Source organism: Microbacterium elymi (genome assembly GCF_021582895.2).
Lineage (GTDB): Bacteria > Actinomycetota > Actinomycetes > Actinomycetales > Microbacteriaceae > Microbacterium > Microbacterium humicola.
In genome coordinates, this window is sequence record NZ_CP091139.2 from 565,688 (window position 1) to 578,970 (window position 13,283).

At 72.2% G+C, this 13,283-nt stretch carries 10 protein-coding genes and 6 pseudogenes; 7 read left to right on the plus strand and 9 right to left on the minus strand.

Annotated elements, in window-relative coordinates; all coding sequences use genetic code 11:
- Positions 1–70: 70 nt before the first annotated feature.
- From L2X98_RS03160 to L2X98_RS03180, 5 genes and pseudogenes are all read left to right on the plus strand, one after another.
- A pseudogene (locus tag L2X98_RS03160) lies at positions 71–661 on the plus strand (ABC transporter permease); the annotation flags it as partial.
- Positions 658–1,446 (plus strand): ATP-binding cassette domain-containing protein, encoded by a 789-nt coding sequence (locus tag L2X98_RS03165; RefSeq protein WP_259612293.1) that lies wholly within the window; start codon positions 658–660, stop codon positions 1,444–1,446. The pseudogene L2X98_RS03160 and the gene L2X98_RS03165, both read left to right, overlap by 4 nt.
- On the plus strand, positions 1,443–2,261 hold the full coding sequence (locus L2X98_RS03170) for an ATP-binding cassette domain-containing protein (protein ID WP_259612294.1): 819 nt from the start codon (positions 1,443–1,445) through the stop codon (positions 2,259–2,261). The genes L2X98_RS03165 and L2X98_RS03170 overlap by 4 nt, the downstream gene beginning before the upstream one ends.
- Before the next feature lie 214 nt (positions 2,262–2,475).
- Positions 2,476–3,378, plus strand: coding sequence for a M4 family metallopeptidase (locus L2X98_RS03175; protein ID WP_435526243.1), 903 nt, complete (start codon positions 2,476–2,478; stop codon positions 3,376–3,378).
- Between the two features lie 46 nt (positions 3,379–3,424).
- Positions 3,425–3,721, plus strand: coding sequence for a protealysin inhibitor emfourin (locus L2X98_RS03180; protein WP_259612295.1), 297 nt, complete (start codon positions 3,425–3,427; stop codon positions 3,719–3,721).
- Between the two features lie 34 nt (positions 3,722–3,755).
- On the opposite strand, the pseudogene L2X98_RS03185 reads toward L2X98_RS03180, so the two are convergent.
- The 6 genes and pseudogenes from L2X98_RS03185 to L2X98_RS03210 all read right to left on the minus strand — a co-directional run bounded on the left by L2X98_RS03185 (position 3,756) and on the right by L2X98_RS03210 (position 8,262).
- A pseudogene (locus L2X98_RS03185) lies at positions 3,756–4,449 on the minus strand (uracil-DNA glycosylase).
- A 350-nt stretch (positions 4,450–4,799) separates the two neighbouring features.
- Positions 4,800–5,285, minus strand: coding sequence for a transketolase C-terminal domain-containing protein (locus L2X98_RS03190; RefSeq protein ID WP_259613170.1), 486 nt, complete (start codon positions 5,283–5,285; stop codon positions 4,800–4,802).
- Positions 5,257–6,264 (minus strand): annotated as a pseudogene (locus tag L2X98_RS03195) (thiamine pyrophosphate-binding protein); the annotation flags it as partial. The gene L2X98_RS03190 and the pseudogene L2X98_RS03195, both read right to left, overlap by 29 nt.
- Positions 6,153–6,653 (minus strand): thiamine pyrophosphate-binding protein, encoded by a 501-nt coding sequence (locus L2X98_RS03200; protein ID WP_259612296.1) that lies wholly within the window; start codon positions 6,651–6,653, stop codon positions 6,153–6,155. The pseudogene L2X98_RS03195 and the gene L2X98_RS03200, both read right to left, overlap by 112 nt.
- A gap of 118 nt (positions 6,654–6,771) precedes the next feature.
- The gene (locus L2X98_RS03205) at positions 6,772–7,491 is read right to left on the minus strand and encodes a type 1 glutamine amidotransferase family protein (RefSeq protein WP_259612297.1); all 720 of its coding nucleotides are present in this window, start codon (positions 7,489–7,491) and stop codon (positions 6,772–6,774) included.
- Positions 7,488–8,262 (minus strand): annotated as a pseudogene (locus tag L2X98_RS03210) (SDR family oxidoreductase). Before L2X98_RS03210 ends, L2X98_RS03205 begins: the two are co-directional and overlap by 4 nt.
- 170 nt (positions 8,263–8,432) lie before the next feature.
- On the opposite strand from L2X98_RS03210, the pseudogene L2X98_RS03215 reads away from it, so the two are divergent.
- Positions 8,433–9,751 (plus strand): annotated as a pseudogene (locus tag L2X98_RS03215) (bifunctional o-acetylhomoserine/o-acetylserine sulfhydrylase).
- On the opposite strand, the gene L2X98_RS03220 reads toward L2X98_RS03215, so the two are convergent.
- Positions 9,687–10,823: a hypothetical protein gene (locus L2X98_RS03220; RefSeq protein WP_354002900.1), complete on the minus strand. Its 1,137-nt coding sequence runs from the start codon at positions 10,821–10,823 to the stop codon at positions 9,687–9,689. The pseudogene L2X98_RS03215 and the gene L2X98_RS03220 sit on opposite strands and share 65 nt — an antisense overlap.
- A 278-nt stretch (positions 10,824–11,101) precedes the next feature.
- On the opposite strand from L2X98_RS03220, the pseudogene metX reads away from it, so the two are divergent.
- A pseudogene (gene metX, locus L2X98_RS03225) lies at positions 11,102–12,309 on the plus strand (homoserine O-acetyltransferase MetX).
- Here metX and L2X98_RS03230 read toward each other — a convergent pair.
- Both L2X98_RS03230 and L2X98_RS03235 read right to left on the minus strand, forming a co-directional pair.
- Positions 12,306–12,965, minus strand: coding sequence for an NUDIX domain-containing protein (locus L2X98_RS03230; RefSeq protein ID WP_259612298.1), 660 nt, complete (start codon positions 12,963–12,965; stop codon positions 12,306–12,308). The pseudogene metX and the gene L2X98_RS03230 overlap by 4 nt on opposite strands.
- Positions 12,962–13,276: a thiamine-binding protein gene (locus L2X98_RS03235; protein WP_259612299.1), complete on the minus strand. Its 315-nt coding sequence runs from the start codon at positions 13,274–13,276 to the stop codon at positions 12,962–12,964. The genes L2X98_RS03230 and L2X98_RS03235 overlap by 4 nt, the downstream gene beginning before the upstream one ends.
- Positions 13,277–13,283 lie beyond the last annotated feature (7 nt).

Sequence of the window (13,283 nt, forward strand, 5' to 3'; positions counted from 1 at the left end):
CATGAACGGGGCGCGCACGACGGTGGTCGTCGCGATCGGGTCGGCCGTGGTCGCCACCGTGGTGGGGATCGCACTGGCCGCGCTGGGGGCCCTCACCGCGCGCTGGCTCCGCGAATCGGTCGCGGTGTTCGTCGACATCCTGATCGCCTTTCCGGTGCTGCTGATCGCCCTGATGATCTCGGCGATCTGGGGCCGCTCGCTGTGGGTGGTGATCTGGGCGGTCGGGATCGGATTCGGGGTGAACATCGCGCGGGTCACCCGCCCCGAACTGCGCCGCGTGCTGCACAGCGACTTCGTGCTGGCCGGCGTCGCGTCCGGCCTCACCCCCGGGCAGAACCTGTTCCGGCATCTGCTGCCCAATGTCGCGCCGATCTTCATCGTGCAAGCTGTCCTGGGGCATGGCCGTCTCGGTGCTCGCCGAGGCCGGGCTGTCGTATCTGGGCGTGGGCGCGCAGGCCACCCAGCCGAGCTGGGGCTCCTGCTGGCCGAGCTGGAGCAGTACCTGACCGTCCACCCGCTGTCCGTGCTGTGGCCGGGGCTGGCGATCACGTTCACCGTGCTCGGCCTGAATCTGCTCGGCGACGCCCTCCGCGAGGTCACCGACCCGACCCTGTCCGGGCGGTCGGACGAGCGGATGCCGCAACCGGAGGTGATCGCGTGAGCCTGCAGGTGCGCGACCTCACGATCGAGATCGCCGGGCGGCGGGTCGTGGACGGCATCTCGTTCGAGGTGGCCGGCTCGCAGCGGATGGGCCTGATCGGCGAGTCCGGTTCGGGCAAGTCGCTGACCGCCCTGGCCGTGCTGGGGCTGCTTCCCGACGGCGCGACCGCCGGCGGCAGCATCCGCTGGAACGATCGCGAGCTGATCGGCCTGCCCGACCGGGAGCTGGCCGACATCCGCGGCGACGAGATCGGGATCGTGTTCCAGGAGCCGCGCACGGCGCTGAACCCGATCCGCACGGTCGGCCGGCAGATCGCCGAAGCCGTCCGCATCCACGAGCACGTGTCCCGTCGGGCGGCGCGGGAGCGCGCCGTGGCCGAGGCCGCGCGCGTGCACCTGCCCGATCCGGAGCGGATCGTGGACCGCTACCCGCATCAGCTCTCCGGCGGGCAGCGCCAGCGGGTCGCCATCGCGATGGCGCTGGCCTGCCGGCCGCGGCTGCTGATCGCGGACGAGCCGACGACGGCGCTGGATGTCACGATCCAGGCCGAGATCCTCGAGCTGCTCCAGTCCCTGGTCGACGACGACGGCATGTCGCTGGTGTTCATCACGCACGACCTCGCGGTGCTGTCGAAGATCGCCGACCACGGTGTGGTGCTCGAGCACGGCCACGTCGTCGAGTCGGCGCCGGTGCGCCGGCTGCTCACCGAACCGGCCTCACCGGTGACCCAGGGCTCGCTGCGCGACGCGACCGCGACGCTGTGGAAGCCGGAGGGACGATCATGACGGCGCCGTTCCTGCTCAGCGGACGGGGTCTGACCCGGCGCTACCCCGCCCGGCGGACCGGTTTCGGCCCGCGCGCACTGACCACGGCGCTGGACGACGCCGACATCGACGTGCGGGAGGGCTCGGCGATGGGGATCATCGGCGAGTCCGGCTCGGGCAAATCGACGCTGGTCCGTCTCCTGCTCGCGCTGGACGCGCCCACGGCCGGCACCGTCGCCTTCGACGGCCGGCCGGTGGACGCCAGGGCGGGCGCACGTGCCCTGCACTGGCTGCGGCGCGGGACCGGGATCGTGTTCCAGGACCCGTATGCGTCGCTGGACCCGCGCATGAGCGTGGGCCGGATCGTCGGCGAGCCGCTGTGGGCGCTCGGCCTGGACGGCGACGGCCGGCCGGGCAGCACCGGGCGACGCGAGCGGGTGCGGGACGTGCTGGCCGACGTCGGCCTGGAGCCGGAGATGGCCGGCCGGTTCCCGCACGAGTTCTCCGGCGGCCAGCGCCAGCGGATCGCGCTGGCGCGGGCGATCGTGCACCGACCGAGGCTGCTGATCGGCGACGAGCCGCTGTCGGCGCTGGACGTGACCGTGCGGGCCCAGATCCTGGAGGTGCTGCGCCAGCTGCGGGCACGGGACGGGCTGGCGCTGGTGCTGGTCTCGCACGACATCGGCGTGGTGCAGAGCCTGTGCGACGAGGTGATCGTGATGAAGGACGGCCGGATCGTCGAGGAGGGGCCGACGGAGAAGGTGCTGCTCGAGCCGCAGGTGGCGTACACCCGCCGACTGCTGGCATCGATCCCGGTGATCGACCCGGGCGCCTGAGCCGCGGCATCCGCCCCGCCGTCGGGGGTGGGGGTTACTCTCGGATCATGGAGTACGGGATCGTCCCGCCCTTCCTGCTGACGCGGGTGGCGGGCACGCAGAAGCCGCATCTGGCGCGGGCGGCGCAGGCGGCGCAAGCACACACTGGTCGCGGCGCCGCGGTATCACGAGCAAGCGCAGCCGGCTCGAACTCAGCGTCGAGGGCGGGACCCTCGTGGCCCGCACCTCCCCGTCGCCGGATCGGACGATCGCCGACGCGGCCGGCACCGAGACGCTGCCGGGCACGACGGTGCGCACCGAGGACGAGCCCCCGGTGGCCGACACCGCGGTCAATCAGGCGTTCGACGGGCTCGGGGTGACGTTCGACTTCTACTGGAACGCCTACCAGCGCGACTCGATCGACGGTCGCGGCTTGCCGCTGGACGCCACCGTGCACTACGGCACGGACTACGACAACGCGTTCTGGAACGGGCAGCGGATGGTGTTCGGAGACGGCGACGGCGACGTGTTCACCGGGTTCACCGGGTCGATCACGGTCATCGCGCACGAGCTGACCCACGGCGTGACCGAGAGCTCGGGCGGCCTGGACTACCAGGGGCAGTCCGGCGCGCTGAACGAGTCGATCTCGGACGTGTTCGGGGTGCTCACCGAGCAGTACCAGAAGCAGCAGACCGCCGACCAGGCCACCTGGCTGGTCGGGGCCGGCATCTTCTCGGCCGAGGTGCAGGGCGTCGCCCTGCGCTCGCTGAAGGCACCCGGCACCGCGTACGACGACGACGTCCTCGGCAAGGATCCGCAGCCGGCGACGATGGCTGGCTACGTGACCACCAGCGACGACAACGGCGGCGTGCACATCAACTCCGGCATCCCGAACCACGCGTTCTATCTCGCAGCCATCGCGATCGGCGGGTACGCCTGGGAGCGCGCGGGCCTCATCTGGTATCGGACCGTCACCGGCGGGCAGTTGCCCGCGGACGCCGACTTCGCCCGGTTCGCGGACGAGACCCTCGCGGCCGCTGCGGCAGAGTACGGTGAGGATGCGAAGGAGGTCGCCGCCGTTCGCTCCGCGTGGACGAGCGTCGGCGTGCTCGCCGATGGACACTCCGCATCCCGCTGACGAACCGGACGATGGTCCCGCCGACGTCCCGGCCGATGCGTCGGCCGTGTCGGTGACGGTGATCCGCACCGGCGGCATCGCCGGCCTGCGGCGGTCCTGGACCGCTCGTCCGTCCGGGGATGACGCGTCGCGCTGGGCTGCGCTGATCCGACAGTGCCCGTGGGACGACGCCACCGCCCAGGAGCCGCCCGAGGGGGCGGACAGGTTCGCGTGGGAGATCCGTGCCCAGTTGGACGAGGCGCAGCGCGCGGCACGGCTTTCCGAGTCGCGGATGCAGGGGCCGTGGCGCGATCTGGTGCACGAGGTGCAGGCGTTCGAGCGCGAACGTCGCACCGGCCGCTGAGCGAGCGCGGCCCGAGGGATCGTCCCGCTCCCGGTCAGTCCGGCAGGCGCCAGTCCACGGGAGTCGCGCCCTGCGCCACCAGCAGTTCGTTCGCGTGGGAGAACGGGCGCGAGCCGAAGAACCCGCGGTGCGCGGACAGCGGCGACGGGTGCGCGGATGCGATGCTCGGGGTCTGACCCAGCAGCGGGCGGAGGTTTGCAGCATCCCTCCCCCACAGGATCGCCACGAGCGGTCCGCCGCGGGCCACCAGCGAACCGATGGCATGCTCGGTCACCTTCTCCCACCCCCAGTTGCGGTGGGATGCCGGGGCCCCCGGCGCGACGGTGAGCACACGGTTCAGCAGGCATCACCCCCTGCTCGCTCCAGCCCGACAGGTCACCGTGCGCGGCGGGTGGGATGTCGAGGTCGGCCTGCAGCTCCTGGTAGATGTTCGACAGGCTGCGCGGCAGCGGCCGCACGTGCCTGTCCACCGCGAAGGACAGCCCGATCGGATGCCCGGGGGTCGGGTACGGGTCCTGACCCACGATGAGCACCTTCACCTCGGAGCGGGGCCGGGCGAACGCGCGCAGCACCCGGTCGCCGGCGGGCAGGTAGTGGCGCCCGGCGGCCACCTCCGCGCGCAGGCGCTCCCCCAATGCGGCGATGTCGCCGGCCACCGGGGCGAGCTCGCCGGCCCAGTCGGCGTCGATGAGTCCGGCATCGGCAAGTTCGGGAAGTGTCATCGCCACCCGACCAGCGTAGGCGGTGGGCGATCACACCTGCCCGGAGGACACCACGCCGACCATGAGGATGGAGATCACCGAAACCACCGCCATCCCGCCCAGCAGCGAGGCCAGGGTCAGCAGCCGCGCGCGCCGCGGCCGCACGGCGAGCCGGACGACCACCATGGCGAGATAGATCGCGATCACCAGGACCAGGCCGATGATCGCCGTGGTCGGCTCGACGGGCACCAGGAACCCGAGCACCACCACCACGACGATGCCCAGCGCGGCGCCCCAGATGAGCCAGCGTCGGCCGGTCGACCGGGTCAGCGCCGGCTGGGCGGTGACCGCCGAGGGATCGCGCCGCTCGTCATCGCTCACGACTCCCCCTCCACCAGGCCGATCGCCGCCCGCACGACGTCGTCCACGCCGATACCGGCGGCATCCATCAGCTCTTGCGCGGTGCCCGAGCCGGGCAGCCCGCGCACGCCCAGCAGCCGGACCCGCGGCCGGGCCCCCTCGTCGGCCAGCGCCTCGAGCACCGCCGACCCGACACCGCCCTCGACGTGATGGTCCTCGACGACGACCAGACGGCCGCCGGATGCCTCGGCCGCCGTGACCAGTCCCTCGGCGTCGACCGGCTTGACCGAGTAGAGATCGATGACCCGCGCCTGCACGCCCTTCTCGGCGAGGCGTTCGGCGGCCTGCAGACAGGTGTGGACGGTGACGCCGGCGCCGATCAGTGCGACATCCTCCCCCTCGCGCAGGGTCTTGCCTGCCGCCGATCGGGAACGTCTCGTCCGCGTCGTACAGCACGGGGTACGCGCCGCGGGTGGTGCGCAGGTACGAGATGCCGTGCACATCGAGCATGGCCGCCGTCAGCGCCGCCGCGCTGGTCGCGTCGGCCGGGTACAGGACCGTCGAGCCCAGGATCGCCCGCAGTGCGGCGATGTCCTCCAACGCCATCTGCGACGGGCCGTCCTCGCCGATCTCCACGCCGGCGTGCGACCCGCACAGGCGCAGGTCCGCCCGCGAGATGGCCGCCATCCGAATGAAGTCGTAGGCGCGCGAGAAGAAGGCGGCGAACGTCGCGGCGTATGGGGTGAAGCCGCGCACCGACAGCGCCACCGCGGTGGAGATCAGCTGCTGCTCGGCGATGCCGCATTCGAAGAACCGGTCCGGGGCCGCCTCGGCGAACTGACCGGCGTGGGTGGAGTTGCCGACGTCCCCGTCCACGACCGCGACCTTCTCGACCACGGCGAGCGCCTCGATCGCCGCGCCGAACGCCGCACGGGTGGCGACCTCGTCGCCCTTCTCGTACCGCGGCAGCTCGACGCTCGGACGCGGCACCCCGCCCGCCGCGGCCCGGTCCGCATCCGTCGGCGAGGGCACGTGCCGGGCGGGATGCCGCTCGAGGATGCCGTTGGTCACCCCGCCGAGCCGGTCGATGGCCCGTGCGGTCATGTCGTCCGGCAGCGCCTTGCCGTGCCAGCCGTTCAGGTCTTCGACCTCGGGGACGCCCTTGCCCTTGATCGTGCGCGCCAGGACGACCGTGGGCCGGTCGCTCGCACGCGCGTCGGAGAGCGCGCGGTCGATCGCCTCGAGGTCGTGTCCGTCGATCACGACCGCGTCCACGTCGAAGCCGCTGACCCGGCGGACGTACGCGTCCATGTCCCACTCGAGCGCGGTGGAGCCGCTCTGGCCGAGCCGGTTGACATCGACGATCGCCGTCAGCCCGGCCAGCCGCTTGCCGCCGGCGGTCTCCAGCGCCTCCCACACCGAGCCCTCGGCGAACTCGCCGTCGCCGCACAGCACCCAGACGTGATCGTCGCGCTTCTCCAGCCGGTCGGCGACCCAGGCCAGACCCACGCCGATCGGCAGCCCTGCCCCAGCGATCCGGTCGCGACATCCACCCACGGCAGCACCGGAGTGGGGTGACCCTGCAGGCGTGACCCGAACTGCCGGTAGGTGTGCACGAGCTCGTCGTCGTCGATGACCCCGGCGGCCTTGAAGATCGAATACAGCAGCGGTGAGGCATGCCCCTTCGAGAAGATGAGGTGATCGCCGTCGCGATCGTTCGGGGCGTGCCAGTCGTATTCCAGGTGCCGCGCGAGCAGGCACCGCCATGAGATCGGCGGCCGACAGGCTCGAGGTCGCGTGTCCCGACTGCGCCGCCTGCGTCGCCCGCAGCGAATCGACCCGCAGCTGTGCGGCCAGCCGGCGGATGTCATCGAATCCCGTTCCGAAGGTGGTGGTGTGTGACTCCGACATGGTCCGACGATAAGACGGCGGACGGGCCGGAACCACCCCCTTGCGGGATGGAGAGGCGCGAGTTAGTGGTGTCGCGACTCACCTGCCGAGCGTGCGGACGACGACGCCCTGCGGCGATCCGGCTGCCGTCCAGACGCTTCCGGCGCCGGCCACGCGCAGGGCGCCGTCCCCCGCGATGAGGACGGTGTTCTCGTCGATGCCGACGCCCGACTCGATGAGCCCGGCCTCGATGGCGGCGACCAGTCGCGAGAGCGCGCCCCACTGCGCCACGTGGACCTCCACGCTGATGTCGATGAGGCCGATGCCCGGCACCACGGTGACCTCTTCGAGGTCCTCTGCGACGTCTTCGGGTGCGATCTCGACCCCGCCGATGCGCCATCCGCCGACGAGTGCGTGCGTCGCGGCGATCGCCGAGCCGGCTGAGAAACCCAGATACGGGACGCCGGCGAGGACGGCTGCCCGGATGCGGTCGAAGCACGGCTCGAGCACGTCGCGATAGGCGGGCGTCAGTCCGCCGCCGATGATGATGCCGTCGACGCCGTCGAAGGCCGCCTCTGGCACCCGGCCCGTCTCGGCGACCGCGGTGACGACCGGGTCGATCGCCCCGGCCGGCACTGCGGCGGCGATGAGGCGTGCCGCATGATCCTCCCCGTCACCGTGGCGCACGGCGACGACGGCGACGCGCGGGATGTCGCGACCAGCCTCGAGTGCGCGCGCGGTGGCTTCGGCGACGAACGGCGCGTAGGCGACACCGTCCGGCTGGTCCTGCCAGCCCCCGCCGACGAGATGGACGCTCACTCGCCGCGCACCGTCAGCGGCCCGCGCGCGAGCAGATGCTGGGCGGACTGGGCGACCGGCCGCATCGTGATCAGATCGAGGTTCACGTGGCCGGGCGCGTTCAGCGCGTACGCGATGACGTCGGCGACATCCTCCGCGCGCAGCGGAGCCTCCACGTCCGCATAGACCTTCTCCGCGGCCGCCGCGTCACCGCCGAGCCGGTTCAGGGTGAACTCTTCGGTGCGCACCATCCCGGGCGCGACCTCGACCACCCGGATCGGCTCGCCGTTCAGCTCCAGCCGCAGCGCATGCGCGAGCATGGCCTCGCCCGCCTTGGCCGCGTTGTAGCCCGCGCCGCCCGGGTAGGCGCCCTGCGCGGCGGTCGACGTGACGAACACCAGATCGGCATGGCCGTCGGATGCCGCGGCCCGGCGCAACCGGGCGCAGCGCCGCCACCAGCCGCTGGGCGGCCAGCACGTTGACGTCGAACATCCACTGCCAGTCGGCGGGATCGCCGTCCTCGACCCGATCGGTGCCCCGGGCACCGCCGGCCACCTGCACCAGCGCGCGCACGCCTCCGGTCTCATCGAGCCAGCCGGCCAGGGCGTCGACATCCGCCTGCTGGGTCAGGTCCGCCGCGAACGCGACGGCCCCGGTGTCGGCCTCCACGACGGCCAGCCGGTCGGCGCGGCGTGCCACCCCGACGACATCCCATCCGGTGGCGCGCAGCGCACGCACCGTCGCCTCCCCGATGCCCGAGCTGGCCCCTGTCACCACTGCACGTCTGCTCATCCCTCCACGGTACTCAGCCCGCGGGGCGCAAGCGCCGCACCCGGCGCGCGACCGGGCAGGTTACGTCACATTTCCCGGGCGTTGTCGACGGGCCGCGGCATCCGTACTGTCGGACGTGTCCCGGCGGAGCGATCCCGACCCGCACGGCACCCGACCCCGAGGAGATTCCGATGTCCGCAACCGAGAACTGGCGGTTCGAGACCGCGCAGATCCACGCCGGCGCCCAGCCCGACCCGGTGACCGGCGCGCGCGCCACCCCGATCTACCAGACCACCTCGTACGTGTTCAAGAACACCGAGCACGCCGCCAACCTGTTCTCGCTGGCCGAGACCGGCAACATCTACACCCGCATCCAGAACCCGACCCAGGATGTCGTCGAGCAGCGCCTCGCCGCGCTGGAGGGGGCACCGCAGCCCTCGTCGTGGCATCCGGCATGTCGGCGGCCACGCTGTCGATCCTGAACATCGCCGGCGCCGGCGACCACGTGGTGGCCTCCTCCGCGCTGTACGGCGGCACGTACAACCTGCTCAAGTACACGCTGGCCAAGCTCGGGATCGAGACGACCTTCGTCGAGGACCAGGACGACGCGCAGGCCTGGGCCGACGCGATCCGCCCGAACACCAAGCTGCTGTTCGCCGAGACCATCGGCAACCCGAAGATCAACGTGCTCGACATCCGCAAGGTCGCCGACGTGGCGCACGCGGCCGGTGTTCCGCTGATCGTGGACAACACGATTGCCACGCCGTACCTCATCCGTCCGTTCGAGCACGGCGCCGACATCGTCATCCACGCGGCGACGAAGTTCCTCGGCGGGCACGGCACCGTGATCGCCGGCGTGATCGTCGACGGCGGCACGTTCCCCTGGTCGGCGCACGCCGACCGGTTCCCGGGCCTGACCGAACCGGACCCGTCGTACCACGGCGTCAGCTACTCCGGCGTCCTCGGTGACGGCATCGCGTACATCATCAAGGCGCGGGTGCAGCCTGCGCGACCTGGGCCCGGCGATCTCGCCGAACAGCGCCTGGCAGCTGATCCAGGGCATCGAGACCCTCTCGCTGCGCATCGAACGGCACGTGCAGAACGCGCAGGAGATCGCCGAGTGGCTGGAGGCCCATGAGGATGTCGCGACCGTCAGCTACGCCGGACTGCCCAGCTCGCCCTGGTACGCGACCGCCAACACCTATGCGCCGAAGGGCGTGGGCGCGGTGCTGTCGTTCGAGCTGAAGGGCGGCGTGGACGTCGGCCGCGCGTTCGTGGACAACCTCAAGCTGTTCAGCCACCTCGCCAACATCGGCGACGTCCGCTCGCTGGTGATCCACCCGGCCTCGACCACGCACTCGAGGCTCTCCCCGAGGATCAGCTCAGCAGCGGCGTCACCCCGGGCCTGGTGCGGCTGTCGGTCGGGCTGGAGAACGTCGCCGACCTCAAGGACGACCTCGAGCAGGCGCTGGCCGCCGCGCGCAAGGTCGGCGAGGCCGCGCGGGTCTGACCGCTCCGGCCGCCGCCAGGATTCGCCGAAACCAGGGATCCTCCGCCACACCCAGCGCAACGCGCTCGGTCTGGACGAGGATCCCTGGTTTCGGCGTTCCGGCCGCGTGCGCCAGGATGTCGGGGCTCAGGCGTCGTCCCACCAGCGCAGGCACGCGCAGCGCCCGCAGCGTGACCCAGCGGCTCGGGAAGCCCTCCCGCTCGTCGTCCAGCTCGAACAGGATCGGGCCCTCGTGCGTGTTCTCCAGCGCCCACAGGCCGTGCACATCGCGCTTGCCGCGGATCAGCTCGATCGCCTCGGTGCACCGCGGATCGCGCTCCGGCCGGGCGCGGCGCAGATACTCGAGCCCGCGCAGGACGTCGTAGAACCACCGCACGGGGTAGGACGCCAAGGTGAACCGGGGGTCGATCACGGCGCCTGTGCTGCGCCGCAGGAACAGCCGCCGGTCCAGCAGATACTCCTCGGCCGCGCGTCGCGCCTGCCGCGCAGCATCCGTCCCCCCGGTGGCCTGCTCCCAGGCCCACAGGCCCTCGAGCACGCAGATCGTGGAGTGCAGCGACGAGACGGTCGCACCGTACTCCGCCCAGCAGTTCCAGCCGCCGTCGGGCAGTTGCCCGGCCAGGATCGTCGCGACCGCCCTGTCGACGTCCTGGCCGAAGTACGTGCCCGCCGTGACGACCACGCCGTTGATGCACGGCTCGGTCTCGCCGCTGAAATAGGGTTCGCCGCCGTGGTCCCACCGCACCGCGTCGCGGATCCGGTCGATGGCCCGGCGCACCGCCGGATCGGCGGGATCGACTCCGAAGTCCACGAGCTGCTGCACGCTGAAGTGGGTCGCCGTCCAGGCGTCGTACATGGGGCGGGCCTCGTCGGCCCAGCCGGGGCGGTACACACCGCCGTCCCATAGTCCGTCCTCGGCCTGCTCGGCCAGCAGGCGCGCACCCCAGCCCTCGTTCGCCACCCGCGCCCGCTCGGCCGCGACCTGCGCGGCCGGCGCGTCGGTGAGATCCCGCATGACCTGCCAGCGGATCGCGGGGTCGCCGGCCAGCAGATATTCGATCGCTTCGTCCATGCGCGCGACCCTATGCCGCCCCTCCGACATCCCGCGCTCGCGCCCGCGCTGGCGCCCCTGCGCCCCAGCCCGCTCGTGCCCGCCCCGCCATCGTCGAAACCGGGGATCCTCCGCCAAACCCAGTGAAACGCACCCGGTCTGGATGAGAATCCCCGGTTTCGACGGATTGGCGCGGGGCCGGGATGCCGCGGGGCCGGGATGCCGCGGGGCCGGGATGCCGCGCGGCGGCGCCGCGTAACAGGCCGGGCGGCCGGGGGCGAACACGAGAGAATGGACCCATGGATTGGCAGCAGACCTCCGAGGACACCGTGCCCAGCGCACCGGTGACGGAGGCGGATGCCCGATCCCTGCTCGGGCGGCCCCCGGCCACGGGTGCGTGGCGGGACGGTGACCCGGTCGGCGGTCGCCGCTTCGCCGGACTGGGCGCCTTCCGCACCGAGGGCGGCCGCGACCTCCCGTTCGTGCGGCTCGCGTACGAGACCTGGGGCGAGCCGAACGAGGCCGGCGACAACGCCGTGCTCATCCTGCACGCGCTCACCGGCGACAGCCACCTGCGCGGACCGGCCGGGCCGGGGCATCCCACCGGCGGCTGGTGGGACGAGATCGTCGGCCCCGGCGGCCCCATCGACACCGACCGCTGGTTCGTGGTCGCCCCGAACATGCTGGGCGGATGTCAGGGGTCGACCGGTCCCGCCAGCATCGGGCCGGATGGGCGGGAATGGGCCTCGCGCTTCCCGTATCTGACGATCCGCGACCAGGTGGCCGCACAGGCCATGCTGGCGGATGCGCTGGGCATCGATCGCTGGGCGGCCGTCATCGGCGGATCGATGGGCGGCATGCACGCCCTGGAGTGGGCCGTCACGTTCCCCGACCGGGTCGCCCGGCTCGGGGTGCTGTCGGCGCCGCCGTTCAACACGGCCGACCAGATCGCGCTGAACTCGGTGCAGCTGGAGGCGATCGAGATCGACCCGCACTTCGCGGGCGGCGAGTACTACGATTCCGGCGACGGCGGCGGTCCGCATCGTGGGCTGGCCCTGGCCCGCCGGATGGCCCTGCTGAACTACCGCAGCCCGGCCGAGCTGAACATGCGCTTCAGCCGGTCGTGGCAGTCCGGCGTCAGTCCGCTGGGTCATGACGGCCGGTTCGCGGTGGAGTCCTACCTCGACTTCCACGGCAACAAGTTCACCCGACGGTTCGATGCGAACACGTACATCCGGCTGGTCGAGGCGATGGACTCGCACGATGTGGGCCGCGACCGCGGCGGGATCGAGGACGCCCTCGCGCGCGTGACGGCGACCACGCTCGTGCTCGGCATCGACACCGACCGCCTGTTCCCGGTCGAGGGCAGCACCGGATCGCCCGCGGCATCGCGCACACCCTCGACGGGGACGAGGCCGTCGTGCTGTCCAGCGACTTCGGCCACGACGGCTTCCTGATCGAGACCGATCGGGTGGGCGCGCACCTGCGACGGCTGATGGACAGCTAGTCGACCAGATACCGCCAGGGCAGCTCGTCGGTGAGCAGCCGGTGCCGCACTCCCGGCGCGTCGAAGGCGACCGCGGGGTCGTGCGCGACATCCGGCTCCCAGACGAACGCCGGCGCGCCCTCGGTCCGCCGGACCACCGTGCGGAACGAGCGGATGCCGGTGGCCTGGACGGATGCCGTCAGCGCGGTCGCATCGTCGGCTCCGGTCAGCCCGTGCAGGGTGACCCACGTCGGCGGATACAGCGTGAGCTCGCCCCGCGCGTGCCGCGCCAGCACGTCCTCGGGACGCGCCCACTCGGCCGAGACCACCTCGGCCGCCGACAGGGTGAGCGCGGCGTCGGCCGCGCGTCCCAGGTAGAACCAGGTGCGGATGCGCTTGGGGATGCCCACCGGAGGCGTCCAGGCGCTGAACGGCACGAGGTCGTCGGCGTCGATGAGCAGCCCCACCTCCTCGGCGGTCTCGCGGGCGGCAGCGCGCCGGGCGTCGTCGATCTCGTCGGCGCCGTCGCTCAGGTCGACGGACTCGATCCGCCCTCCGGGGAACACCCACGCGCCGGCGAACGAGCCGTGGTCGGGGCGCTGCATCATCAGCACCTCGGGGCCGTGGCCGCCGTCGCGCACGAGGATCGCCGTCCCCGCGACCGGGATGTCGGTCATTCCTGGTCCGACCGCTCCAGCGCGGTCTCCAATCGTTGGACCTTCGCGTCCAGCTCGCCGGTGTAGCCCGGGCGGATGTCGGCCTTCAGCACGAGCGACACGCGGGAGCCGAACGGCATCACCGCCTCGGTCGCCCGTTTCACGACATCCATCACCTCGTCCCACTCCCCCTCGAGCTCGGTGAACATCGAGGTGGTGCGATGGGGCAAGCCGGAATCGCGGACGACCCGGACCGCGGCGGCGACGGCATCGTGGACCGAGCCGTCCGAACGGCCCGTCCCGCTGGGGGCGATGGAGAAGGCGATCAGCATGTTCCGA

What these genes read in the sequence shown, in the direction of transcription:
- L2X98_RS03170 (WP_259612294.1), top strand. Translation starts at nt 1,443, where the DNA reads ATGACGGCGCCGTTCCTGCTCAGCGGACGGGGTCTGACCCGGCGCTAC.
- L2X98_RS03190 (WP_259613170.1), bottom strand. Translation starts at nt 5,285, where the DNA reads ATGTGCACGGCATCTCGTACCTGCGCACCACCCGCGGCGCGTACCCCG.
- L2X98_RS03200 (WP_259612296.1), bottom strand. Translation starts at nt 6,653, where the DNA reads ATGACATCCGCCGGCTGGCCGCACAGCTGCGGGTCGATTCGCTGCGGG.
- L2X98_RS03220 (WP_354002900.1), bottom strand. Translation starts at nt 10,823, where the DNA reads ATGGACGAAGCGATCGAATATCTGCTGGCCGGCGACCCCGCGATCCGC.
- L2X98_RS03230 (WP_259612298.1), bottom strand. Translation starts at nt 12,965, where the DNA reads ATGACCGACATCCCGGTCGCGGGGACGGCGATCCTCGTGCGCGACGGC.
- L2X98_RS03235 (WP_259612299.1), bottom strand. Translation starts at nt 13,276, where the DNA reads ATGCTGATCGCCTTCTCCATCGCCCCCAGCGGGACGGGCCGTTCGGAC.